Here is a 24593-nt window from a genome sequence, read left to right on the forward strand (position 1 = left end):
GAAAGAATTACGAGGGATTCGCCCCCTTTTTAATAGCTCATTTTTATCGCCTGATAAAGTGAATTTTCTCACAATGTTGAAATTTCGACACTTTTTCGGGCTTTACGAGCCCCAAAAACGAAAAAAAACGTTATATAATTAATTTAAAATTTTCAGAAAAATTTGGAGTACAAAGGGGAAATCAATGATGAGTGAAATCGTAAATGCCACCCTGCCCCGCGGCAACACCAGCTGTTTTACAGAGCAAAACTTCAACCGCCTTCTCGTTACGATGAAAGATAAAGCTTATCCCGAGGGGACGCATTTGTTCTGGGAAGGTGATTTTTCCGATAAACTGTTCTACATCAAACGCGGTCGCGTGAAATTGACCAAATCAACCGATGAAGGCAAGGAATTGATCCTGTACATGTATGGGCGCGGCGACATGGTTGGTCAGGCCGACCCGTTCTTCAGCTCCAAGCACAGCTTCACCGCCGAAGTCATCGAGGATTGCGAAATCGGCGTGATCGAGCAAAAGGATCTGGAAATCATGATCTGCCAGCACTGCGACTTTGCCATTGACTTCATGAAATGGATGGGCATTCACCACCGCCTGACGCAGACCAAATTCCGCGATTTGATGATGTACGGCAAGCCGGGCGCCCTCTGCTCGACGTTGATCCGTCTCAGCAATACGTACGGCGAACAGCATGGGGATACGATTTTGATCAATAAGAAAATCACCCACACCGACTTGTCCAACATGATCGGAGCAACCCGCGAAAGCGTCAACCGCATGCTGAGCGACCTGCGCAAAAAAGATGCGCTCGAATACGAAAACGGCATGATCGTCATCAAGGACTTGGTGATGCTTCAAGATATTTGTCACTGCGAATTGTGCCCGAACGAGATTTGCCGCATCTGACCCCGGATCGATCCGTCATCTTTGCGGCTTTATCTCTATTCAAACCGTCCCCTTGTATGTTGGGCGGTTTTTTTGCTTTTTTCGCCATTGGAGGCCAAAAAAAATCCCCCCCAAGCCCAACCTCCGCCGGAGGGACTTGAAGGGATTTATCGCGCACCCGCTACGCTTTTTTGCGTACGGGAGATATAAACCAGTATGCCATGCCCACGAACACGACACCGCCAACCATATTGCCGAGCGTGACCGGCACCATGTTGTGCAGCCAGCCGGCCAGCGTGACCGTATCCGGGTGGTTCGGCAGCAGCAGCGACAAGCTCAACAGCGTCATATTCGCCACGCTATGCTCGTATCCGCTCGCAATAAACGCATAGAGGCACCACCAGATCAGCACCAGCTTGGCGATATCCTCCTTGGCCCGGTTCGCCATCCATAGCGCCAGACATACGAGCCAATTACATAATATGCCGCGAAAAAACAGCTCCATCACCGGGGCGCCCATTTTTTTGGCGGAAGCCGCAAAGATCAAATGCTCCGGCGCCGCGGTCTTGAACAGGCCGCTGCCCACGATGAGCAAGCAAAGCACGAGCGCCCCCGCCAGATTACCCAGGAAGACGAGGCTCCAGTTTTTTGCCGTATCTCCTACGGTCGTCCGCTTTGCCAGCGTACTGGCCGTAAAAAACATGTTGTTGCCGGTAAAAAGCTCCGAGCCGGCGAATACGACCAGCGTCAGCGCCAGGCCGAAGGACATCCCCATCAGCATGGTTTGATACGGCGATTTTGCCGCCGCCAGCGGTGCTCCGATGCTAAAAATCAGAATAATGCCCAATCCGACGTAAGCGCCGGCCATCATCGCCGAAACGAAATATCTCGGCAGGCTCTCATTCATTTTCTCCTTTTTCTTGACTGCGGCTTCCACAAGCGCCTCTACATTTGGCGTAAACATCGTCGTTCCTCCCCCATTTTCCTCTGCCTATTTTTAAGAAAAGCGCGGCGACCTTCCGATCGCCGCGCTTCAATTGATCTCCCCTATGCCTGCTGCAGCGTGGCTGCGGCAATCCAAACCTGCCCATCCTCCACCTTGACGGGGAACATCGACACCTGTCCGGTATCCGGGGCTTGAACGAGCCCCGTGGTCAGGTCGATTTTCCAGTCGTACAGCGGGTCGTACAGATAATGCCCCGACACGATGCCCTCAGCCAGCGGGCCGCCTTTCGGATGCGGATTCCGGTTCAGAGCGGCAAAGACGCGGCCGTCGGACGTCCGGAACACGGCGACCTGCCGCCCGTCCAGCTCTATCACGCGCCCGATCTGCGGCAGGAAATCCGCCAGGGCGCCGACAGGGTAAAAATGTTCGCTGCTCATATCCTTATTCATGCTAGAAGTCCCCTTTCGCCTTTTGCTTTGGCCATTACAGCTGATTGCTCATTTCCAGGCTGTGAAACAGCTTGCCGCGATTCTCATCGTCGTTCAGCATTTTCTTCCACGGATCCGTTACCTGCTTCAAGGCAAACTCGATCCGATCCATTAGCGCCTTGCGATTCTCCACGTCGTCAACGACGACGGCCCGAATATGCTCAAGGCCCATCCGTTCCACCCATTCCGACGTTCTCTCCAGATAATTGCCGGTTTCGCGATAGTACTGCATAATGGCGCCGCACAGCTCGATCAGCTCTTCGTCGGTCTTCACTTTGCACAGCGAATCCGCAAGCCGCGCTTTGATCCCGCCGTTGCCGCCGATAAAGATTTCCCAGCCGCCGTCGTTGCCGACGATGCCGATGTCCTTCGTACACGATTCCGCGCAGTTCCTCGGGCAGCCGTTGACGGCCATTTTGAATTTGGCCGGGAAATCGAGGCGCTCGAATTTACGTTCAAGCAATGCGCCCATGCCCATCGAATCTTGCGTGCCGAACCGGCAGAATTGCGAACCGACGCAGGTCTTGACCGTCCGCAGCGATTTGGCGTAGGCATAACCGGACGGCATATCCAGCTCCTCCCAAACCTTCGGTACGTCTTCTTTTTTCACGCCGATCAAATCCAGGCGCTGCCCGCCGGTGACTTTGACGACCTTCACGTCATATTTCAGCGAGACGTCGGCGATCTTCTTCAGATCTTCCGGCGTCGTCACGCCGCCATACATCCGCGGAACGACCGTATACGTACCGTCCTTTTGAATGTTGGCGCTCATCCGTTCGTTGACGAAACGCGATGCCTTTTCGTCCTCGTGCGTATCCGGGTAAATCATCCCCAGGTAGTAGTTGATGGCCGGACGGCATTTCGAGCAGCCCTCCGGCTGGGTCCAGCCCAGCACGTTCATGACTTCCTTGGTCGTCTGCAGCCCCTTCTCCTTAATTTCCGCGACGATCTCGTCACGGCTCAGCGTGGTACATCCGCAGATGCCTTGCTTGGCCGACTGCGTAAATCCGTCGCCCAGCACGTATTGCAGAATTTGCTCCACGACCGGTTTGCAGCCGCCGCACGAACGGGTGGCCCCGGTGCAGGCTTTGATCTCATCCACCGTCGTCAAGCCTTGATTCGTAATGACGTCAACGATCGTGCCTTTGGTGACCCCGTTGCAACCGCAGACGATTTCATCGTTTGCCATCGTCTCGACCGAGGCGGTTTTCTTGCCTCCCTCGCCGCAGCAACCGGTTCCCATCAGCGACGCGTACAGTTCGTCGGTCATTTCCGCACCCTGCTTGATGAGCTTTTGAAGCTCGGCCGAATCCGAAATATCGCCGAAGAGCACCGCGCCCGCCAACTTGCCCTCCTTCAGCAGGATTTTCTTGTACGTGCGCTTCCAGTCGTCCTTGTTGGCAATGACCGTATGTTCCGGTCCATCGATGAATTCGCCGGTCGAGAAAACGTCGACACCGGAAATTTTCAGCTTGGTCGATACGACCGATCCGGCATACGGTGCGGTTTCCACGCCGCTGATATGCTTGGCCATAACGATCCCCTGTTCGAATAGCGGAGCGACCAGACCGTAGCAAATGCCCCGGTGCTCGGTACATTCGCCGACCGAGTATACGCCTTCCAGCGAGGTTTGCATGAAATCGTCGACCACGATCCCGCGGTTGACTTCCAAGCCGCTCGCTTTGGCGACGGCAACGTTGGGTTTGATCCCTACGGCCATCACGACGAACTCCGCCTCCAGCTCCGTTCCGTCGGCAAAACGCAGTCCGGCTACGCGGTTGCCTCCGACCAACTCGGTCGTTTGCGCGCCCATCTTAAATTTGATGCCCTGACGCTCCAGCTCCGCTTTGAGCATGCTTGCCGCCTGGTGATCGAGCTGGCGCTCCATCAGATCCTCCATCAAATGCACGACCGTCACATCCATGCCCAGTTGCACGAGCCCTTTGGCCGCCTCTAAACCTAGCAGACCGCCACCGATTACGGCCGCCTTCTTGCAGGTTTTTGCCGCCTGCAGCATTTGCTCGCAGTCCGCTATGTCGCGGAAGCCGACCACGCCTTCTTTATCGCTGCCCGGAATCGGCAAAATGAACGAAGTCGAACCGGTAGCGATCAGTACCTTATCGTAAGGCAAGCGCTGCCCGCTTTCGGCTACAACCTCTTTCGCATCCCCATCGATCCGGGCCACCGTCGTCCCCATATGAAGCGAAATCCCGTTGTCCTTGTACCAGTTCAGATCGTTCAGGACGATGTCGTCCATCGTTTTGCTGCCTTCCAATACGTACGAGAGCATAATCCGGTTATAGTTGGGATGCGGTTCGCTCCCGAAAACCGTGATATCGAATTTCGAAGTTAATTTTAATATTTGCTCCACGGCGCTGATGCCCGCCATTCCGTTGCCGATCACGACCAGTTTCTCTCTGTCTGTACCCATGATTGATTTGCCTCCTCCAGATAGGACTGATTATTCCAGTAACGCTTTCCTGAATATCGAAATGGAACCTATGATGGAAGTATATATTTAAAATTGCAAGTAACTTGTGATTGCATTCACATTAATTGTGAATCCTATCACAATCAATTGTCATAATTTTTTTTGCCTTCCTATTGAAAAAATCCGCAAACCCGTGTATACACACGGGAATGCGGATTCTCGCAACCTGCCCCATCGGCCTATTTATGCGTCAGGATGATTTCCACGCTGTCCTGCGGTTTCAGCCTCATATCGAGCCCGGTATCCAGCAGTCTCTTGCCGTTCACCTTCAGTACCCAAAGTTCATTCTCCTGGGGCGTGTAGCCGCCGACGGATACAACATATTTGTTATTGGCATTGAATTGCACGATGCCGCTGCGCTTCAACAAATCCCTGACGGTAGTGTTTTCGTCGTATTTGTTCACGAAATACTTCTTCTGGCTGCCTCCGTCGACGGTCAGCAAAAGCGAGGCTTGCTCCGGAATCGTGGAGTAGCTGCCCACCGTCTTGACGTAAACGAGAATCCTGTCTCCGATCTGAAGCTCTATGTCCCAGCCCGTGGAAGGCAGCTCCTTCTCATTCAGCTGCACGCCCCATTCCAACGTAGAGTCCAGCGAGACCTCGCCGACTGATTGAATCACCGACTGATCCTCCGTAAACCGGACGATTCCGCTGCTTTCCAAGGCATGCCGCACGGTAAGCCCCTCCATGTAGTCGAAGTGAAGGCTGCGCGTTACGTCGGGAATAAACGTGCTGCCGTCGATATTTAACGTAATGTCGTGCGGTTGCTCCTTCTCGGCCTTCATCGTTTCCGGAGGAGCCGGTTTTTCGATCGTCCGGCCATCGGCGCAAGCCGCTGCGATGAACGCCAACCCAGCCATTAATCCAATCAGCCATCCTATCCTCATCCGCATTGCTGCCCCCGCCTTTCTCTACTCATTGTCCCTTACCCGGCTTGGGAATATTCCGTATCTTTAGCATACCGGACAATCTTCGAGTTCTCAAATCGGGCCGGAAAGGAAGGACGGTCGGATTGAAGCAAATCGGCTTCCCCCAGGGAAGCCGATCCGATGATTAAGAGCTACAGCGCATATCGTGGAAACAAGATGTTGTTCTCGAGGTGCACATGCGTAAAGGTCATGCCTTCGAGCTCCTCGAGCCGCGAATAAGTTAACCGGTACGTAGTGCAGGCATGGGCCGGAGGCGCGAAATCGCTGGTCAGTTCGCGCAGCCGCTTCAGAATCTGCCCTGCCCCGTCATGCTCGGATTCCAGTTCGGCTATATTCGTTTGCAATTTCCCGAGCACCTCGGACTCGCGGCCGCTTTCCCAATTCAACATTTTCGGAAATACTTCCGCTTCCTCTTTATCGGTATGCTCCAGCAGCTCGCGGCGAAGTTCGCCGAACAAGCGGGCCACCTCCAGCAAATGAGGATCGTGTTCCCCATGCACGCGCGACACCTTCGTCACGTATTTCTGGATTTCCGGCAGCTCGTCGCGCAAATAACGATGGTGTTTGCCTACGATATGTTCAATCAGGTCGGCGGATTCCGCATTTGGCCAATGCTGCTCTTCCCCCGTTTGCGGATGCTCGGCCATCATGCAGTTCAGCTCGGCCAGCAGCTCTTCCGCCGAAACGCCGCTTTCGTCTGCCGCCTCCGTGATCGGACGGTTCCCTCCGCAGCAAAAATCGATTTTCCGGCTGCGGAAGTAATCCGCGGATTTGGGAAAACGGAGTACGATATCTCTAACTTTATCTGTCATTTGAAAAGGATCTTGGATCGAATTCATCATCAATAGCCTCCCGAAAAATGGTCTCTGCCTTACGCCTTAACCTTACTTTACGGGCCGGTCACGGTTTGTGATTGCGCTCACTTCGCCGCATTCTCTTTCTTGGCGCCAAAATATAAAGAGGCCTCCGCCATGCGGGAGACCTCCATAAAACGTATCATAATTCAACGTTTTCGTTGTTACTTAAGTACGTCATGATCCACGTAAAATAACATCTGTTCTATGTGACATTTAGACGAACACTAGTGCGTAAAATCGCTATTTTCGCGGGAACTTCTGTTCTATTTTTGAATTGGTTGAACCTCTTTTCACAGCATTGCGTTACCCATTTGTTACCCCCCCCAAGAATATGGAACCCAATAAAAGATCACAGAGTTTTCATTCCTCTGTGATCTTTCCTCAGTCAAAATCAAGGGGGTTCTTTTGTTTCTTTTCTTTTGCCTCAAGTTCCATTTGTTTTTCCTCTTCCTGCTGCCTCTCCTCAATTAGTATTCTCATCCCTTTTGCTATCAATGTTAAAAATTGACGCTCATACGGTTCGCGTTTAGGTAAATCGTCCATTGTTACACTCACCTTTCTCGTTTCTGAACCACACTTGCCGATAAAATATCTTCAATCTTAATCCACTGCCATTCACCCTTGCCTGTCGTTAGCTTAATCTCACGCCGATACGTCTGGACAGTCGCCACTCCGCCAGATAGTTCCGTGTCCTCGTACTCTCCCCAAATACGGAGCGTTAAAAGTTTGTGTTCCCGGAAAGCTTCCGCTATGGCTCGCTCAATCTGCTCGATCTCCTGGGCGTCCAGGATCGGCCGCACCTTCCGATTCTCCTCGAGCTGCCGACGGATGATCGTCTCCTTATGCTCCGGGAGCATCATTCGGCTTGACTCCCACAAGCCGTTACCCTCCAGCTTTTTTGTCATTTAAGATGACCTCCAATCAGTTGCGATCTTCGCCGCGCTTGGCCCGCCGTCGTAAGCGAAGATGCCCGCAGTATCGCCGAGTCTCCGAAACGACGCTTAATATCGTCGGTGGCTCTTTCAAGAGCCTGGTATTTCGGCCGATCGTCGAATAATGTGATCTGGTACTCTTCGGCCCCCACCAATCCAGAAAGAGAGACGCCAACCTTACGGACCGGCTCGCCGTTCCAGTGGCGGCGGAACAACGTCATAACCCCGTCGAAAACCTGCTTAGTAACGTTGGTTAGGTCCGGCATCTTCATCTGCCGGGAGAAGCCGGTGGGACGGTCGAAATCTGCTCCCATGCAACCAACGTTAACGACCCCACCCATAAAACCTAGCTCGCGGCATCGCATGCAAACAAGCTCAGTTAGCTCAAGCAGGACCACTTTGACCTCGTCCAGCTTGTAGTAGTCGCGTGGTAAGGTCATCATGTGTCCTACTGACTTTGGAGGGACTTGGTGCGTCCCCGGCTTTACAGGGCTGTCATCAATTCCGTTCGCGATTCGCCAGTACAACTCCGCTTGAATGTCGGAGTTTTTACCAAACTTCCGCCGCATCATTTGTTTTAGCTTGCCAAGAGGCGTCTGAGCAACGTCACCAATCGTGTGCAGCCCCATTGACATAAAGTGACGGTGCATCCGGCTCCCGACCATAAACATGTCGTTGACAGGTCGCGTCCATAGGGTTTCGGGTAACATTTCTTTGGTCAGGGTGTATATGCCGGACGGATTTTTCTTGGCGTAATTATCACAGGCCGTCTTCGCGAGAATCTTGGTTTCAGCAATCCCGAACCGGGCATAGACGCCGGTCGCCAATTGAACATGGTTTTGAATTATGCGGGCAAGCTCTTCCGGTGTTTCCGAAAATAGATGCATTGACCCAGTAACATCAATAAATTGCTCGTCGATGCTGTACGGCTCGACCAGATCCGTATACGACTTATAGATATCCGTGATCTGCATTGAGACATTTATATACGTCTGCATCCGTGGCTTAATAACGACAAGATCTGGACATTTAGCCAATGCTGTTCCCAGCGTCTCCGCCGTCGTGACCCCATATGATTTAGCCAGCGGGCAGGCGGCCAAGATAATCCCAGATCGGCGCTCTGGATCACCAGCCACGACCAGCGGGCGATCCCGATATTGTGGGTTCTCTGCCTTCTCCACACTGGCATAAAATGATTGGCAATCCCCGAGCATGATAATACGTTTAGCCGATTTAACCATTATTCCACCCCATTGAATGCGAACGTTTGTTTGTATTATATGCGAATGTATGTTTGGTATGCAACATAAAAAAAGACCACTGAGGCTTAAACCTAAATGGTCGTGATTTTTTAGAGGAAGTCAATGGTTATCTCTTACCGATTGCATTTATTCCTAAAGAAATTTATTAATATTAACAATTCAGTTTTATTTAAAAAATGAATGCCCTGCTGATCAAAGTGTTCAGCAAGGCATTCAAATTTATATAGTTACATCCGCCGAATATAAAGTAACAACATGACCTCCGGAGCCATCTTCATCAATAAATCTAATTTGACCAGTTAAGTGTAATCTATAATGCCCTTCCCCTTCAGATGGAGTCCATGTATGCTGATTGTTTTCATGATCTGATAAACTTCCTGAGTACCAAAAAGAATATGAGTCCACGTCATCCCAAGTCAAATTATACCAATGTTTTTTGTACTGAAGCGTCATTTTTAATTCTACATCAGTAACAATTTTTCCTGGAGATTTATAGGACCAGTTGCCTTCAAGATTACCACTCCCAAGCACATCAATCCATAAGTCAAATGGATTTGTTGCTTGTATATTGATCGACTCATCAGTAGTTGATGTTTCTGTAGTCGGAGATGTAGTAGAAGCATCAATACTTCTACTTTCTATAGAATCACGAAACTCATAAACTGATGATTCCTGACTTGCCGTTGTCTGTCCTCCCAAATCTTGGGCATTAACTTTAGATCCAGTGAAAGAAACCATGGATACTAATAAAGTTAGTGCTAGTAGTATAGTACCAAGCCTTTTCATTCTATCAATCTCCTCTTCTGTTATATATTTCCTTTAGATATCAAATAGTACTATTGGATATGTATTTATTCAATGGGTATATTTGACTATTTATCCTTTCTTTATGGATACGAACTGCTAAGTATGTCGACAACAATAAATTTGATGACTTTGACTTTATAGTTTTTGTTCTGTAATATGAAAGTTATATATATTATGTAAAAAGTTTACACAAAGTAAAGTCAGGGAGGACTTACAAAAGTGGATCTGATTAAGATTTACAAACAAATGCGTGCTTGGGAAGAGGTTCGAGAAAGAGAGAAGAAAATGCTAAATGGAGTTATTGAATTAGACCCCCGTATTCTTAAAATATGCAAAGAGCAACAAGAAACTATAAAGGAGAAATTACTTCAATTTGATGTGGATGTAGAGTATATTTTAACAAGTATTTTTCCGTATTTAAAAAAGGAAGCTTGGATACTCGATCACGGAATTAAATTAAATAAAATTGAAAATGGTTGTTACGAATACGAATTGTATAAAGCACCGTTAAATGGAGATGCGAAGCCGCTTAAATTATTTTCCACACTAGAAGAAGCTGTAACTGAAATTCTTTCATATTATCCTGAAATAGCACGTATTAAAACAGTAGAGCAAGTTATTTCTGAATTAGAGTTCAAATAACTACGCCAAAGTAATCAATAAGAACCATCCAAATGCAGGAGGAGACTTTATACCGGCGCTACCGGATTGCACAACGTTATCATATTAGAACTCGAATCCAAACAATTACCGCCTCTATTCCGAGGTACCAACAAGTATAATCGGGATAAAGGTTTTCTATGTTTATATCCCGATATTAACAACCCTCCCGGTCCATTCAGCGACTCGCACTACATATTCGAACCAAAAGTCGACGGCCACCTCTATATATTTTCGAAGCAGGACAGCACCGTCCACTTGTATACGCGCCACAATAACGACTGCACCTGGCAATACCCGGAACTGCAGCTGCCGTTTGGTTATGACGTGATCCTGGACGGCGAGGTCGCATGATGCGTAGATCCAGTGGCCGGCGTTTTCGACTTTGAAGCGGTCATGTCGCGGTTCAAGCACGTCGGGCGGATAAGATCACGCAGCTAACCGGGGAACTGCCAGCCTATTTTGCCATATTTGACATCCAAATGCATAATGGTCGGGACCTCCGCCGTTTGCCCCTCACGGAGCGTAAGGAGATCCTCGCGACCCTGCAACTACCGAACTCCAATTTTGGAATCGTGCCGCACATCGTCGGCGCCGGTGAAGATCTTTTTGAGGAGATCAAAGCTCGCGGGATGGAAGGGGTTGTGGGAAAGCGCGGAGACAGCGTTTATGAGACAGGCCGCCGCTCCGACAACTGGCGGAAGGTGATCAACTGGACGCATGCCGACGTCTATATCACCGGGTACAGAAAGGCTGAATTCGGCTGGCAGGTGTTGAGGATGAACGCGGGAGAGTGCGCCCGGCGGGCATTAACGAGTTTGGCGCTGGGCCTACCGAACGAAAGACGTTTTACGGGGTTACTCAGCAGCTTATCACTGGGGAGGATCGGGACTTTGTATTCGTGGAGCCACGGATACCAGCGCGTGTGAAAATGAGGAATTGGACAAAATCTGGGTTGTTAAAAAATTTATTTTCGAATAAACATAGAAAAAATACCATCCCGCTAGTAAACGGAATGGTATTTTTTCAACAAATGGTTTCTAACAAGTGAGCTTCTTTCTCAATTTTATCACACAAAATCAATACATTTCTTGAATCGTCCATATCCATCCCAACTACACGTTCATTTGAATATCCAAAGTAATTAATCAAATTAATTGTTTCAGTTTTTTCATGAAGTACCGACTTCCTGTAAAGTAAATAAACCTTTGCTTCCTCTTCCTTAATAGAATCAATTAGGAATTTTGTTTTGGCGAACCATTCTGTACCCTTAGTTGTATTTTTTATACTTGGTGTAGTTTGAAGATAATTCCAAACACCATTTTTAAAACCGAAATCTACATTTAATTTAATCGGTAGATTCGGCAATGGCTCTATAGCTATATCTTGCTTAACTTTAATGTTCAAGAAGTTCTTATCTTCAAAAACTTTTCTGACTAAGTTTTTGACGTTCTGTTCTTTGTCAATGCCATGTGGGTAATATTTTAATCCTACGTAAGATGAAAAAAGACTCTTGAATAACCCCTCGGTATCCCTGCTTAATGAAAAGGTTGGCTCTGAAAGATACATCTTTTTGTCTTTAAAGAATTCTTGTAAAGCCATTAGATAATGCTCATTATGAATAGAAGATATCCCAATTTCACCAACCAAACCGGTCAAACTTTTATTGCTTTCAACCAAGTAATACTCAATTATATCCTTATATGATTTATAGGTGCTCTCCTCAATTTTCGAACTTAAAATATTTTTTATTTTAGGAGAGGATTCATCTAAGATATAAAATCTTGAAACAATTTCAGACTGAACAGAATGCAATATGATGCCTACATTAATGATTTCTCCCGAAATTTCATCTGGAGAGTAACGGACTACACTGTACCAGTATGCTTTTCTATCCATTCTAATTCTCCTCCCCTAAAATTTGAGAAAGCTCCTCGATTTGCCATAGCCTGAATTAGATATCTTACCATATCCTTTTGTTGCAATAAATACTGTTTATAATATCCGATTTGATTCTTTTTGTCTTTAAACCAGACATCCGGAACTTCTGAAAACCATTCATCAACTATGGGTTCATTAATAGATTCTATATTATGGACAATCATTTGAAAAGAATGATTGGTAATTTTGTCAAGTTCAATATTTCTTTCTATAGCCCTAAATACTTCTCCAAGTCCTCCCATATAACCTGCTTTTGGTGAAAGCATCAGGTAATTATTCACATATAAATCGTAATATTCATCATTCAATCCTACAGATCTTAGGTTTCCCACTTTTACAGTATTCCAAACGGGTCCAAAGAATGCATGTCCATGATCTATTGTAACAACTTTCCGTTTTCCAAAATCGTTGTGTATAAGTAGATTTCCTGAATTGTTATATCTATCAAAATTTGCGATGAATAGATCAAAAGCAATTATTTTGGCAACGTCTTGTGGGTTGCTAATGTCTTCAAAAAACTTATTCCAGGATCTAGTTATGTACGGCTTTTTCATCTGCATGAGAATAGCGTAGTTTTCTTCAAGATTAGCTTCAACATTAGGTACCTCTTTTGAAGCAAAATGAACTCCATCAGTAAACTTATGAACGAATCGAAGGGATGGACCATTTTCAAGAATTCTTTTATCCAGTTCTGCTATAGCAAATTCTGGAGTTGGAACTCCAAGGTGTAGTGCAATTTGTCCAGAAATAAATTCATTTAAAAACATGCAGTCATATTCTTCCTGCGGTGAAACTTTCTGATTTTTCAATATATACCTTTCATTATCATCACCAAGGATAAGAAGAGGTTCGGATCGGAAGTACCTAATCCTAATTTTTTCAGGAAAGTACTCACTTGGATTCTCTTAACCATCATGGCCCCTCCAAGCATGTTAGATGGTATAATCTTATTCCATATTATTGAAATAATCAATCTCACATATGCAAAAAGTCCTAATAAATATAGTATCCCATCAACTCTTCGTCGATGGGATACTATATACCGGTTCTACCGGATTACATATCTTTAAAGGAATATGCTTAATACATTATATACCATAAATTAGGAGATTACAAGTTATACCCACCACTATCCGGCTTGGTTGGATTACTGATAATCCCTAACGTAGCCAGCAACCCAAGCGCAACATCAACGACCGTCAGGATGTCTTGTTTCATTACATCGGTCAAAGCAAACGCACCCGTCAAGTGCCCAATGAGCTGCACGAGCAGCAAACCTTGCGATACGATACTAATCCACAATGCGTAGTTCCGCCATCTTTTCTTATTCATCTTGCATTCTCTCCTTTCTTATTCCGTTGGGATGCCAGCGGCGCACCGCAGGTAATTGGCCAAATTGTTGAAGTGCGTCATCGCTGTCTTATCCCCGTCCACCTTGGCTTTAAACCATGCCGGAGAGAGCCAGCGGAAGATGATCTCCTGGGCGTTGCTCTTTGGCAGCTTTGTCAGTGGCGCGGCGGCCTCCCCGGGAGTCAGCGGTATACCAGAAGCGAGGCGTAGGTTGTTCGCCAAGTTGTGGAAGTGCATCATGCCGATCTGGTCTCCCTCCTTTTGCTCAGCAAACCATGCAGGCGAAATGTAATTATCGATCAGTGCCTGAGCCACGCCAGCTGGGATCGGGGTGAAGTCCGGAGGAATGACCGGCGAAGTCAGCTCGGCGGCGACGTCGTTGATCAGATCCTTCAGGGTCTTTCCGCCTGCCTTCAGCGCCTGCTCACAATCGGCTTTGCGGGCCGGGTCCAGCTGCTTGTGGCTGGCAATATGCGTCGATGGATTCTTGCTCCACTTGTCGCAGCAGTAGGCGAGATACCAAACGAAACGCTTGTACGCCTCCGAGAAGGTGATCCGGCCGCCGTAGCACAATTCGATACCCAGGGCCGCATCGTTCGCATCATAGCCGAATTGATCATTGTCGGTCGTCACATTGTAGAGCACGTGCCATGCCTTTTCCGCCGGGTCCGTCCCGGTGCCGGTCGGGATGATCTCCAGGATCTTCGTGTCGTCGATAAAGACATGGGCCGAGGCAGATCGGTCCGTAAGGTTGTTAAAATACGTGTAATGATTGTCCGCCGTCGCTCCTGGATTGCCGGTATCATGGGCAACAAAAAAGGCCGGCGTCCCGGTTTTGAGCCGGGTGCCTGGCCGCGTATTGCTGCGCTTTGCGATGTAGCGCCGTTCAATCGAGTATTTTGTTTTGTCCAAGCCATTCCCCTCCATTTATGATCCGATTAACTTCCAGATAAGAGCGATTCCGCCGCCTATAACACCCGTTATGATAGCCCCGATGACCGCTCTCCAAAGCCAAGTAATATCACCTTTCACTTCCGATACTTCTTTCTTAACTTCGTCAATTCGGTGGTGCGCTGATCTAGCTCGTTGTTCTGCCTCGCGGGCGATATCATCGGATTTATCCATTTTTTCGATGAGTCGATTTATATTCGTAGCCATATCACCGATCGCTCTGGTGCTTGCTTCCTGCGCTCCCTCCAGCTTCCCGATTTGATTGTTTATCTTCGCCAGCATCTCCATTTCCGGATTGTTCAACTTCGCCGCCTCCCTTCCCCGGCAATGGGCTTTCTTCGTTTTCCTGTTTCAATCGTTGTGCGAGAGCATCCCCGATCCGGTTATCCAGCTCCATCAGGATCTCAACCTCTTTCTGAGGATGGTTATTCAGTACTGCAACAATTACCAGAACAAGTTCATCTACCGGTTTAGTGAGATCAAGTTGTATTCCAAGCATAGGTTTGATTTCAGCCAAGCGCTTCTCCTCCATTCTTTGACAACAAAAAGAACACCCCTAACGAGATGTTCTTTGTCAGTTATATTGTAGATTGTATTTGGTGCTTAGTTACTGCGAATTTTGCAATGACTTCAGTGCATTAAAAAACGTTTGGATAGCTTCGTTGGAGGATTCAATATCCTTCTTCTTTTTGCTGTCTTTGTTATCAATATAGAGCCTATACGAAGTGTCTAAAAGTACAACCTTAGTACAAATGGAGTTCTGTGCATCGCTCAATCTTGGATTGCCCAAATATTTGTCAAAATACCTTTCAATATATTCTTGGTCTTCATTGCTCAATATATCAAGAGAGTTGGATTTCGCCGAAAAGATTTTGATCGCCTTTTCGGTTTCCATATCAAAGTATTGAACGGTACCGGTCGGAACAGGAGCAGAGCGATGCTCTCTTTGGTATACAGTGTAAAAATAATCATACGTCAGAAATGCTACGGCAAGAAAAACGACTACGCTTGAGATGATTACAATTTTCTTCTTCATTTATTTTTAGTTTGCGTCGATCTTCGCCTGTAGCTCCGCGATTTCCGCATTAGCTGCGTCTATTTTTGCCTGCGTTTCAGCGATGGATGCTTTAGCTTTACGCAGTTTTTCTTCGACTCCTGACGTATCGATCTTCGTCAATTCGCTAGTCTTGGCGTTCAGCGCCTCCGCTTCCTTTATTGCGGTTTCGGCTTGCTTAACTTCCTCTTTGTACCCTTCGATTTCTGTCTCCAGCGTTACTATATTTTGCTGCAATACACTAATTCGCCATTTATTGTTTAGTGTCTCAGCTATTTTGTCATCACTAGAGAACATCTTCACCTTACCCCCTTCAATTGCAACGGAATATCCAGCTGCTTCAGAGAAACTGCGCGCTGGAACATAAGTCACCCCATTAATAATAACGGCATCCTTTACAGCTTTTCCGTTCACCTCAAATGAAACTACAGCCTGAACCTTTTTACCAATCAATGATACCGAGTCAGCACCAGCGCCTGTAGCTACCACAAGTCCAACTGTTAATGTGAGCACGCCGGCCCACAACCATTTACGCATAACCGACACCCTTCCGAGCATATTTTCCTAAATTATAACATCCTCGCACGGTATTTGACACTATGGAATGTTAACGGTTGCTAGTGTCGCACCTGTTATGCTGTATAGTTTTAGGTTTCGTGTGTTAGAGTCGAAAGACATATTTGTTGCCGTTTCCCCCGCACTTGGCTTATTACTTAGGGATGAATTTATCGCGTTGAGTTGTGATTGCAAATTCGTCACCCCAGAAATAGGAACCCCGGATACACCCTGGTTAAAAGTTACGCTGTTGTAGAATGTGGTAGATCCCTGAACGAAAACCTGACCTAGAGCAGCTAAGAAAATATTACCGGTAGCTGTTAACTGCATCATTCCGGAGTCACCATTAAGTGTCCCGGAGTTTGCAAAAGAAATAGCGTTCATTCCATATTGGTTGTTCTGTAGTATAGAGATTCGTAGAGCGTTTCCAGAGTCATATACGCGCCATCCTGACGAATCCATTTCTACGCGTGCACCAGATAAAGCAGTGCGTATAAGCGCCCCTGTGATAGTGCCTTGTGATAATACTGCCCCTTGAGCTGATACATCGCCAGCTGAACTAACCGTAAACTTACCGTTCCCAACGTTGATTGACGAACCAACGATTGCTCCATTATTAAAATTGGAGCTATTTATTTGGGCGCTGTTTGCTGTTAATTTGTTCGCGATCAAATTTCCTTGCATATCTACTCTAAATGGAGCTGAATTAAAACTTGCGTTCCCGGCAGATAATCCAGAATGATTCAACAAAACAATGTTGTTACCACTGCCGATGCTAAGCGATTCAAAGTTACCAATCTGTCCAATGATCCTCTCGCCTAGGATGCCATCTGCGTTTACTGCTGCTCGTATTGTTTGCCATCCATCTGTGCTTATCCCAAGGCCAGCAGCAGTCAGACGAACTTGTCGAAGCGGGTTTGTCTTATCTTGAGCTAATATCCCGCCTTCTGGTGGATAAATCAATTCGGTCTTTGAGTTGTTGATGTCGATGATTACTTGCTTTGCCGCCACCTCGAAAACTTCTGTCCGGATTTTTCCATTCGAAAACATGTTGTCAACCAGGTCTTTACTCTTTTGCAAGTCGGCTATAATGTCCTCGTGGTCGCGAGGTTTGACATTGGAAATGGTCGGTTGGCTATGCTTATCCATGCTGTAAGGATACTCGATTAGTTCTGTTATCCGAGCTTTCAGCTTGTTCATTTCCATTTTAGGATCGATACACATTACTGTGTCGCCAAGACCCGGCTTAGGCTCGGTCTTATCGATCTTGAATAAATCGGCCGATGAAATAGTTGACTCCAGTTCAGGTTGTTCCTGTTCACGGAGTTTATTTCGCATGGCCTCCAGAAGGTCTTCCGGTTCCTCGATGTCCTGATTGATCAATTCCCCGTCGAAAAATGGAACACTATCGCTCGACCAGTAAGATGCATACGGAGAAATTAGATAGTTTACGGCCAACTTACCGTTAACGATGGCTCCAGGAACCTGAGAAAGCAAAGTCCGCTCCTCTTCGGTCAACTTGGAGGCGTCCATACCAATAAACGTCCGGCCATCCTTCATCTGACCATATAGGCGAGTGACAAGCTTCTCGCTGATATCTTTAAACGAGCTACTTACAATGTTCTTCTTAATCCGGTACTGCAAACCGCTGTCGGTTCCGATTTTCTTCCTAAAATGAATGACAAAGTTATCCGGTTCCACTTCGCATTCATACATCTTGATTACATCATTAAGTGCTTGTAGGCAGTCACCACGTCCCCAATCCTTTACATCATGTAATGGGAAGGTATCGTGGATCTGGAATGTAAACCGCCCGCCTGTGGCTGCTGAGATCGCATTGGTAAGCGTTGAGATATGAACCCCATATGCCTCGTCGATGTAGCTAGCGTATGGGAATTTAAAATCCAAAAGCTTAAACATGATGTGGTTACAGTAAATATTCGCCGTCAGTTTCTTGCCTTCGCGCGACCGGCTTCGGGACTGAATGACATAAAATTGGCCACGCTCATCTCGAACGTGGCCTTTGAGTTGGATTTTTTCTTGATAATCTTCGCTTGTCATAGGGACCATGAATGTTATTTCATAGTCGCTATTTAAGCGTCTTTTACGTTGTATGTCGTACGAGTCTATAAGTGTGCCGGTACGCTTGAAATTTTTATCAAACACTTGCATGGTTGGGTTTGGCTGCATATACGTATATCACCTCAATTCAGTACAAGAACTTATCGCGGTGTGTAATTCTAAAGAGGATATTCCTGCCAGTCTCTGGATCAGTCCAAGCTAAGTTGTTGGTCCCCAAGTTTAGATCAAAAAAATCCCCCTCGTAAAGATGGGAGACGTTTTCGCCGTTCCGGGTAATCTTAAACTTTTCGCTGTCGATAATGATCTTATCACCAGGCTTGAATTCGCCTACGAATTCAATTTCATCCACGTGATATAGCTTTAACTTCGCGTCGAACTCTGTTTTGCTTTCAAACTCGACTTGCATCATCCGTTCCCGGACCATCTTGGTAATCAATTCTGTCGCGCTTTCGAACATAACACCGAAGTGAATCTCCCGGGTCATCTTCGAGGAAAACTCGGTTTCCATTTCAAAGTTGGCGGACATGGGCATTTCGAGATTCATTCGCGATTCAAATTCTGTGTTGCTCTCAAAATCGACCGAAAAAAATATTTCCAGCAACAATTGGCGGTTAAAAGGCAACCGGTTGAAGGGGCCTCCGAACATATTGCCCTCCTTTCAGGTCAGGAAAATTTTCCTGAGCGAAGAAAAAAGCGCCCAGTGAAGGACGCTTCTTCTATGAACAGCATATTAATTAACCGATCCGGAGAGAATGTTAAAATCATATTGAGTTAATGTAGATAAATCATTACCGATGATCACGTAGAGGCTTGCTCCGTTAGGAACATAAAGGTTCCTGAAACGCATACCATTTGTTGGTACGCTACGTTCCCCATGTAAGACGGATGTTTCTATCCCTCCGCCATAATCAATAATGGCGGATAAATTGAGAGAAGTTCCAGGCGCTGTTGGATATAATGTGGCTGATACGTAACGGTCTTTTCCAGTATTGTTAGTCCACTTATACCAATCTTTGTCGTTTGCATCTGATATGAATAAAGTATACATCGTGTTGTCGAGTAACGTAATAGCATTTGTGCGAGAATCACCAATACCTACAGCATTAGGTGTTACGTCAGCAGCAAAAACGGAAGACGACATTGTTAGTAGTAGCATCGAAGTAAAAAGAACGCCTAAAATCTTCTTGATTTTCATGTTCTTCCACCCTTCTTAGCTTAATAGAATCGGCCGATTCGACTCTATTATACCCAATCTCCTAAATCATGTAAAATAATAGATTATTTTAGGACGCACATACCGGGAATGGCATAAAAACACGCCTTCCGGCGCTCTCCTTTGTTTATGCTGCTGTTACGTTTACGACTTCCGTGACGACGTCTTTCAGGTTGTACAGCTGCGGCAATTGGTCTAGCGTATACGTCCCTGCAAGTACCAGGCTGACCCAAACTTTGACCAGTCCGCTATTTGGTGTAAATGTCATGATCCATCACCTCCCCCTCAAGCCTGCGGCGCGGCGGCGATCATCATCGTCAGCTCCGCGATGGCTTGTTTTAGTTCTGCGTTCTCTTGTCTTAATTCCGCGATAGGGTCAGGGGCCGGGGCCATCTTGCTGATGATTTCGTCCCGTTCCCGGCCATACTCTTGAGCCGTCAATACGATCAAGTCCTGATGCTCTGGAGCCGTCTCCTTTGTTGTTTCCAGCACACAATAATTGTCACCGTTTTCAATCGCATAAACTTGTGAACCAGGAACGTTTTTGGAAATATCCATTCCCTTATAATCCGCTTTTCCGTCGAGTTGAATAAAGTTATTGATTTTAATAAACATAAACAGCATACCTCCTAGATAAATAAATACTGTAATGGGTGTAGCGTACTTTGTGGTATGGAAACAAGAGTACCGTCTTCTTTGATGAAACTGAAGTCAAATGAAGAAGATCCAGAAGCTTCTCTAATTATCAGCAATCCATCAGGATAAGGGACAAAGTAAGGTGTGGCAGTAAAACTCGCTAATGGTACTTCATTCAACAAATTCCCTTGTTTGTCGTATACAGTGACGTTGGTATTGCTATAACGGTACATTCGGTTTTTACTTGTCATGTTAGACTGAATGCCAACGGTTGTTGTTGTAAAGGAATTCAGCAAATTACTATCCACATCAAAAAATCTTATTTGCATAGTTGTACCATTCTTTACTATAAACTCCTCGTAACCCGGGGAAGGGTAATGCACAGTTGAACTGACCATTCCGTTATAAGGAGGCGAGGAATATGGTGTTGTACTAATTAGACTCATATTTCTATCGTAAATATAAATTGAATGATTGACGGTTGATCCATAAGATCCTACGATAAGGGATTTAGATCGCGCCAACAGTCTTCCTTGCGCTTGATCAAAAATATTACCTTTTATCGATGGTAATACTGACGGATCTTTTATTCCTCCACTACTTATTTGTCCAATTTTTTCGGCTAATACTGCAAAGGTGTCGCTGCCTGATGCCGCTACTCCTTTGCCAGTAATGGCGGCAGCGACCGAAGTCTTCCCATTACTGACATTTGTAAAAAGCTCATTTACCGCCTCAACCATATTGCCCTTTGCTGTCGTTAGTAGTTCCGGCAGCGGGCCGACTTCATCTTTCGTTGCCAGTTCGGCGACCGTCTCCTCGTCCATTTCCTGCAAAGTGATTCCTTCTGCCATGTCGAATCCCCTTTCTGAGCAAAAATAAAAATGCCTCAATGGCATTGCTGGCGTTGCACTATATCGTCCGGCTATACCTCAAATTCATATCCGACGATCTCTTGATATTGCTCCGTCGTTAGAATTCCATAAACCACAGCATCCTTCATATCCTGTTCACTGGCCCATCCATTCTGCCATCCCATTTTAAATAGATCAAAATCCGACATCACGCCGCATCTCCTTCCCCTTGCAGTTTGGCCAGATCAAGTCGTGCCTGAATGAGTTGTTTTCCCAATGTCGCGCAGGTATTTGAAGTCTTTTTCGCATCCAACTTCGATTGAATCAACTCGGAGCCAATCGGGTCGACATTCCTTTTGATTTCGGCGTTGACTCTATAATCCAGCCTACTATTCTCCATGTCGTGAAGATTCTTTTCCTCCTCGTCCATGTTTTTGTAAGCCTCAAGTGTCACACGAAGCCGTGCCTGCACTTCATCTACGTTAAGGAGCTGCTCTCCCTGCAAATCCTCACGAATAAAAATGACGGCAGGGGTGCGAGAGATAAAATACCGATCCTTAACCTGCTGGAAATCGTAAACCTGCACATCCTCCGCATAGGTAGATAATTCCTCTTTTACTTGACCCAGAGCTGCGACCTCTGCCGAGTTGTATGGATTATAAACGAGCACAATTCTCATAACGCATCCTCCTATATTTTCTGAATTTTTATGGTCCCGGCAGTTCCGGCGGTTCCTGGTTGTCCAACATAACTTACATTCTCGTTCGATGTACCACCGGAGCCCCCTACTCCGCCATCTACGGTAATTGAACCATTATTCTCGAACGCCCCCTTATGATAAAGCGCAGTCACTCCCCCGCCAGCTCCGCCACCACCACCGCCAGCTCCTCCGAATTGTCCATTGGATAATCTTCCCTGAGCCCCGGCCCCACCAACACCGCCGTTATTGGTGATGGTTCCACCTGGAGAAATGATCATATTCCCCATCACAAACATACAAAGGAACCCACCAGTTGGCTCGCCATTTAAACCGTCTCTACCAGATGAATTTTCCCCACTTGAAAAATAACCACCTCCGCCACCTCCTCCAGCACCAAACCCTATACCGCCGAATCCACTGACAGCGTAGACTCCAGAACTTGAATACATCGCAATACTACCTGCACCACCAAATCCATCCGAGGCTTGAAAAGCGGAAAGCACCCTAACCATTGAACTATAGGCATCATAAACAGCTATACTTCTTGTTTCGACGTATTTTCTTCTTCTGCCAACTATCCCTCCTGATCCCCCAGGCATTCCATTAGCGTAGGTAAATGCAGCCATGCCATTCCCTCCACCTCCGCCACCGCCTCCTCCGCCACCAAGAAAAGCTCGTTTGTATCCACCCCTGCCTCCTGTTCCACTTCTATCGCCACCACCGGAACCTCCGGAGCCTCCTTGGCCGCCCATGAGTGTGGAATCCGTGAGCAATTTGTTATACATGAATTCCATATCTTTGGTCACTGAAATCGGAAATTCTCTTGAAAAGACGCCTCCCTTTGCAGTCATAGACAGATTTCCTGCAATAATCGCATTCTCCTTGACATACAAAATCAAACCAGCACACTCTGCATACGTCGTAAGCGTTACCCCAGCCCTGAGATTAAAGCTCGTGTATTCACGGACCACAAGCATATCCAATTGAGAATCTGCTCCAGTGTCAGGATTTTCAATGGTATATGGAGTAACCGGAAAGGCCAATAGGGAAGTGGATGGTATGCCGAAAGTGATTTGTCTAATGTGAAGAGTAGCATTTACTGTAGGCGGATTACGTAGTAGGATCCTAACGTACCTCGCGATTACAGTAGCCGTTCCAGCAGTTGAAGGTGAGCTAGGTGATGTGCTAACTCCAATTCCTGATGATGGAAGTCTTGACCAACTAACTCCATCACCGCTGCATTCAAAAAGCAGTACAACCCCGGCTGCAGTAGCATATAGATTTGTGAAAGAGAATGTACCAAGCCCAACATCACGGCCAAAATCAAATTGCAGCACTGTTTGTAAAGCTGGGGTTGTCGGTAAGAACGTAACTACAAATTCGCTCGTATCTGGAAGCAGAACATTCCCCGCCCCTGTCCCGCCATATGGAGCAGTTACCGTGGGCACTACACTTGGTGGAACAATGTAATCATCGGAATCGAAAGCTCGGGTTCCTTCGCCAAAATACTCCTCGATCTCACCCCCTCCCGATCCGCTATCTGCTAAAAAATCCGTACCTACGAGGCGGAATGAGTAAGGCTTCCCTGCCATGATTTTCCCAGCCGTAATTGTGACGCCTTTTTGGTCTTTAAGTGGTAAAGGCCCGAGCCCGTTTACGTCCAGCGTTGGTCCGTCCATGCAATCAACGTGCGGCACGATTGTAACTCCGAACCCTTCCGGCAGACTCGCCGGTGCTGGATCAAGAGTAATGGCAAAATCCGTGGCCGTTCCAGAAGTTGTTGCGAATGCTGGTTGCCGCACATAATCCGCCAAGTGTTCCTGTAATCCGCTCACCCGATTGACTGGCACGCTGTCCACCGCCAGCACCGCGCCGTTGATCGCGCCGTCCGGTCCGATCGGGACGTTTTTCAAGACGACCATTGCGACTTTGGAGCCCACCTTGATACCGGATAGCAGCGTAATTTTTGCACGCTGCGTTACCTGCCCGGACCCGTCGCGGACCGTGTTGGTGACAGTGTAGCGCGTCGAGTCGAGCGTGGCCCGGTTGATCGATACGAGCAGCGTGTCCGTGACGGCGTCAAACGTGTCCAACGGGATCTCGAATTCCGTCTGGCCGTCAGTTGCAGCCGTTACCAACAGCGGATAGCTGACCAATTTCGGGATGCCGGTTTCTGTGACCAAAGCGATTTGCTGGTCGGTGTATGCGTTGGCCGCCGGTACGGCCTCTTCGGCGGTTTCCTGGGCGACATTCACGCGGGTATCCAATTCAGAGATGTTCGCCCGAAAGGATTCGTGGTCGTAAGCCGAAAAATTCCGTGCCACTTTCGTTGCGACTGGCCACGCTTTCGCCGTCGTGCCGCCGAAGCCCCGTGTAACCGTAAGTGCCGTCCCGACAACTTCGGTATAAAGTACAATTTCGGCCGTTTCGTCGTTCCCCAGCGTCAACAGGTTGGGAGCAGCCAGTATGTTACCAGCCGATAAAATAGTAACCGCCGTATCTTCCGCAGATATAGCAGCTGCCAACTCCGTTATCGGACTGTTACTCTTCGCCGGGTACATAGGTTGTTGAGCCATCTTTCAGACCTCCCTTCTTATTGCGCAAATGCAACCGAACTGCTGCCCGCCAAAAACTTAGGTTTGTCGCCGGACAACACCGTACGCGCTTCGTCGCCCAAAGACTTTGACCAAAGCAAATGGCCGCCTGTCGGTGCATCCAGCAAGCCTGTATGCGTTACGAGTCCCCAATCCGCCGTTGCGATATTAAACTCCACATCAATTATGGTCACGGATTTTTGTTTGCCGGATACAAGCGTAGGCGCTCCAAATTGGATGATTTGTCTTTCGTACCCGCCCTCGGCCACCTCGGTTCCTGTATTCGCTGGTGTCGGATCGCTCGTGTACAGTGCGAGAAAGATTTGGTCCGGGGGAGTGTAGGGGATTCCACGGAGTACAGCATTGAGGAACTGCTCCGAAAGCCAGTTTGAAATTTGCATAGCCATAAAA

30 protein-coding genes are annotated in these 24593 nt (G+C 47.3%); 3 read left to right on the forward strand and 27 right to left on the reverse strand.

The annotated features are described in order from the left end of the window. Window positions 1-187 precede the first annotated feature (187 nt). The gene (locus tag ACQ4N8_RS02865; protein WP_059043666.1) at window positions 188-904 is read left to right on the forward strand and encodes a Crp/Fnr family transcriptional regulator; all 717 of its coding nucleotides are present in this window, start codon (window positions 188-190) and stop codon (window positions 902-904) included. A gap of 160 nt (window positions 905-1064) precedes the next feature. Here ACQ4N8_RS02865 and ACQ4N8_RS02870 read toward each other — a convergent pair whose 3' ends face one another. The 9 genes from ACQ4N8_RS02870 to ACQ4N8_RS02910 form a co-directional block, all read right to left on the reverse strand. After that, window positions 1065-1847 (reverse strand): formate/nitrite transporter family protein, encoded by a 783-nt coding sequence (locus ACQ4N8_RS02870; RefSeq protein WP_430702805.1) that lies wholly within the window; start codon window positions 1845-1847, stop codon window positions 1065-1067. 83 nt (window positions 1848-1930) lie between these two features. Further along, window positions 1931-2278, reverse strand: coding sequence for a nitrite reductase small subunit NirD (nirD, locus tag ACQ4N8_RS02875; RefSeq protein WP_430702806.1), 348 nt, complete (start codon window positions 2276-2278; stop codon window positions 1931-1933). Window positions 2279-2312: 34 nt separating this feature from the next. Then, window positions 2313-4748 carry a nitrite reductase large subunit NirB gene (gene nirB / locus ACQ4N8_RS02880; protein ID WP_430702807.1) on the reverse strand — a complete coding sequence of 812 codons (2436 nt, stop codon included), beginning with the start codon at window positions 4746-4748 and terminating at the stop codon, window positions 2313-2315. A 239-nt stretch (window positions 4749-4987) separates the two neighbouring features. Next, window positions 4988-5701: a DUF4430 domain-containing protein gene (locus ACQ4N8_RS02885; protein WP_430702808.1), complete on the reverse strand. Its 714-nt coding sequence runs from the start codon at window positions 5699-5701 to the stop codon at window positions 4988-4990. A 167-nt stretch (window positions 5702-5868) separates the two neighbouring features. After that, window positions 5869-6576 (reverse strand): iron-sulfur cluster repair di-iron protein, encoded by a 708-nt coding sequence (ric, locus tag ACQ4N8_RS02890; protein WP_430702809.1) that lies wholly within the window; start codon window positions 6574-6576, stop codon window positions 5869-5871. Between the two features lie 399 nt (window positions 6577-6975). Continuing rightward, entirely contained in the window at window positions 6976-7137 is a 162-nt protein-coding gene (locus ACQ4N8_RS02895) for a hypothetical protein (RefSeq protein WP_430702810.1), read from the reverse strand. Window positions 7138-7145: 8 nt separating this feature from the next. Continuing rightward, window positions 7146-7499, reverse strand: a complete 354-nt coding sequence (locus ACQ4N8_RS02900) for a YolD-like family protein (RefSeq protein WP_430702811.1) — start codon at window positions 7497-7499, stop codon at window positions 7146-7148. Beyond that, complete coding sequence (locus tag ACQ4N8_RS02905) at window positions 7496-8767, reverse strand: DNA polymerase IV (RefSeq protein WP_430702812.1); 1272 nt, start codon at window positions 8765-8767, stop codon at window positions 7496-7498. The genes ACQ4N8_RS02900 and ACQ4N8_RS02905 overlap by 4 nt, the downstream gene beginning before the upstream one ends. 240 nt (window positions 8768-9007) lie before the next feature. Continuing rightward, window positions 9008-9574 (reverse strand): hypothetical protein, encoded by a 567-nt coding sequence (locus ACQ4N8_RS02910; protein ID WP_430702813.1) that lies wholly within the window; start codon window positions 9572-9574, stop codon window positions 9008-9010. 240 nt (window positions 9575-9814) lie between these two features. Here ACQ4N8_RS02910 and ACQ4N8_RS02915 point away from each other — a divergent pair, with 240 nt between their 5' ends. After that, window positions 9815-10237, forward strand: a complete 423-nt coding sequence (locus ACQ4N8_RS02915; RefSeq protein ID WP_430702814.1) for a hypothetical protein — start codon at window positions 9815-9817, stop codon at window positions 10235-10237. 467 nt (window positions 10238-10704) lie between these two features. Further along, complete coding sequence (locus ACQ4N8_RS02920; RefSeq protein ID WP_430702916.1) at window positions 10705-11184, forward strand: hypothetical protein; 480 nt, start codon at window positions 10705-10707, stop codon at window positions 11182-11184. A 97-nt stretch (window positions 11185-11281) separates the two neighbouring features. On the opposite strand, the gene ACQ4N8_RS02925 is transcribed toward ACQ4N8_RS02920, so the two are convergent. From ACQ4N8_RS02925 to ACQ4N8_RS03010, 18 genes are all read right to left on the reverse strand, one after another. After that, complete coding sequence (locus ACQ4N8_RS02925; protein ID WP_430702815.1) at window positions 11282-12154, reverse strand: DUF3037 domain-containing protein; 873 nt, start codon at window positions 12152-12154, stop codon at window positions 11282-11284. After that, a complete protein-coding gene (locus ACQ4N8_RS02930) occupies window positions 12124-13071 on the reverse strand; it encodes a HipA family kinase (RefSeq protein WP_430702917.1) in 948 nt (315 codons plus the stop codon). Before ACQ4N8_RS02930 ends, ACQ4N8_RS02925 begins: the two co-directional genes overlap by 31 nt. A 235-nt stretch (window positions 13072-13306) precedes the next feature. Then, the gene (locus tag ACQ4N8_RS02935) at window positions 13307-13528 is read right to left on the reverse strand and encodes a phage holin (protein WP_430702816.1); all 222 of its coding nucleotides are present in this window, start codon (window positions 13526-13528) and stop codon (window positions 13307-13309) included. 18 nt (window positions 13529-13546) lie between these two features. Further along, entirely contained in the window at window positions 13547-14458 is a 912-nt protein-coding gene (locus ACQ4N8_RS02940; protein WP_430702817.1) for a peptidoglycan recognition protein family protein, read from the reverse strand. Between the two features lie 15 nt (window positions 14459-14473). Next, entirely contained in the window at window positions 14474-14800 is a 327-nt protein-coding gene (locus ACQ4N8_RS02945; RefSeq protein WP_430702818.1) for a hemolysin XhlA family protein, read from the reverse strand. Further along, window positions 14706-15014 (reverse strand): hypothetical protein, encoded by a 309-nt coding sequence (locus tag ACQ4N8_RS02950; RefSeq protein ID WP_430702819.1) that lies wholly within the window; start codon window positions 15012-15014, stop codon window positions 14706-14708. Before ACQ4N8_RS02950 ends, ACQ4N8_RS02945 begins: the two co-directional genes overlap by 95 nt. A 90-nt stretch (window positions 15015-15104) precedes the next feature. Beyond that, window positions 15105-15533, reverse strand: coding sequence for a hypothetical protein (locus tag ACQ4N8_RS02955; RefSeq protein ID WP_430702820.1), 429 nt, complete (start codon window positions 15531-15533; stop codon window positions 15105-15107). Between the two features lie 6 nt (window positions 15534-15539). Continuing rightward, a complete protein-coding gene (locus ACQ4N8_RS02960; protein ID WP_430702821.1) occupies window positions 15540-16088 on the reverse strand; it encodes a stalk domain-containing protein in 549 nt (182 codons plus the stop codon). Between the two features lie 60 nt (window positions 16089-16148). Further along, window positions 16149-18296 (reverse strand): phage tail protein, encoded by a 2148-nt coding sequence (locus tag ACQ4N8_RS02965; protein ID WP_430702822.1) that lies wholly within the window; start codon window positions 18294-18296, stop codon window positions 16149-16151. A gap of 19 nt (window positions 18297-18315) precedes the next feature. Beyond that, entirely contained in the window at window positions 18316-18834 is a 519-nt protein-coding gene (locus ACQ4N8_RS02970; RefSeq protein ID WP_430702823.1) for a phage distal tail protein, read from the reverse strand. A gap of 84 nt (window positions 18835-18918) precedes the next feature. After that, window positions 18919-19383, reverse strand: a complete 465-nt coding sequence (locus ACQ4N8_RS02975) for a hypothetical protein (protein WP_430702824.1) — start codon at window positions 19381-19383, stop codon at window positions 18919-18921. Between the two features lie 145 nt (window positions 19384-19528). Further along, window positions 19529-19669 carry a hypothetical protein gene (locus ACQ4N8_RS02980; protein WP_430702825.1) on the reverse strand — a complete coding sequence of 47 codons (141 nt, stop codon included), beginning with the start codon at window positions 19667-19669 and terminating at the stop codon, window positions 19529-19531. 17 nt (window positions 19670-19686) lie between these two features. Further along, a complete protein-coding gene (locus ACQ4N8_RS02985; RefSeq protein ID WP_430702826.1) occupies window positions 19687-20016 on the reverse strand; it encodes a hypothetical protein in 330 nt (109 codons plus the stop codon). A gap of 14 nt (window positions 20017-20030) precedes the next feature. Continuing rightward, window positions 20031-20888: a hypothetical protein gene (locus tag ACQ4N8_RS02990; protein ID WP_430702827.1), complete on the reverse strand. Its 858-nt coding sequence runs from the start codon at window positions 20886-20888 to the stop codon at window positions 20031-20033. A 71-nt stretch (window positions 20889-20959) separates the two neighbouring features. After that, a complete protein-coding gene (locus tag ACQ4N8_RS02995; RefSeq protein ID WP_430702828.1) occupies window positions 20960-21097 on the reverse strand; it encodes an XkdX family protein in 138 nt (45 codons plus the stop codon). Next, complete coding sequence (locus tag ACQ4N8_RS03000; protein ID WP_430702829.1) at window positions 21097-21567, reverse strand: hypothetical protein; 471 nt, start codon at window positions 21565-21567, stop codon at window positions 21097-21099. The genes ACQ4N8_RS02995 and ACQ4N8_RS03000 overlap by 1 nt, the downstream gene beginning before the upstream one ends. An 11-nt stretch (window positions 21568-21578) precedes the next feature. Continuing rightward, window positions 21579-24164 carry a hypothetical protein gene (locus ACQ4N8_RS03005; RefSeq protein WP_430702830.1) on the reverse strand — a complete coding sequence of 862 codons (2586 nt, stop codon included), beginning with the start codon at window positions 24162-24164 and terminating at the stop codon, window positions 21579-21581. Window positions 24165-24181: 17 nt separating this feature from the next. After that, window positions 24182-24589, reverse strand: coding sequence for a phage tail fiber protein (locus ACQ4N8_RS03010; RefSeq protein ID WP_430702831.1), 408 nt, complete (start codon window positions 24587-24589; stop codon window positions 24182-24184). Window positions 24590-24593 lie beyond the last annotated feature (4 nt).

Origin of the sequence: Paenibacillus macerans (genome assembly GCF_050565405.1) — a bacterium.
GTDB classification, from domain to species: domain Bacteria; phylum Bacillota; class Bacilli; order Paenibacillales; family Paenibacillaceae; genus Fontibacillus; species Fontibacillus macerans_B.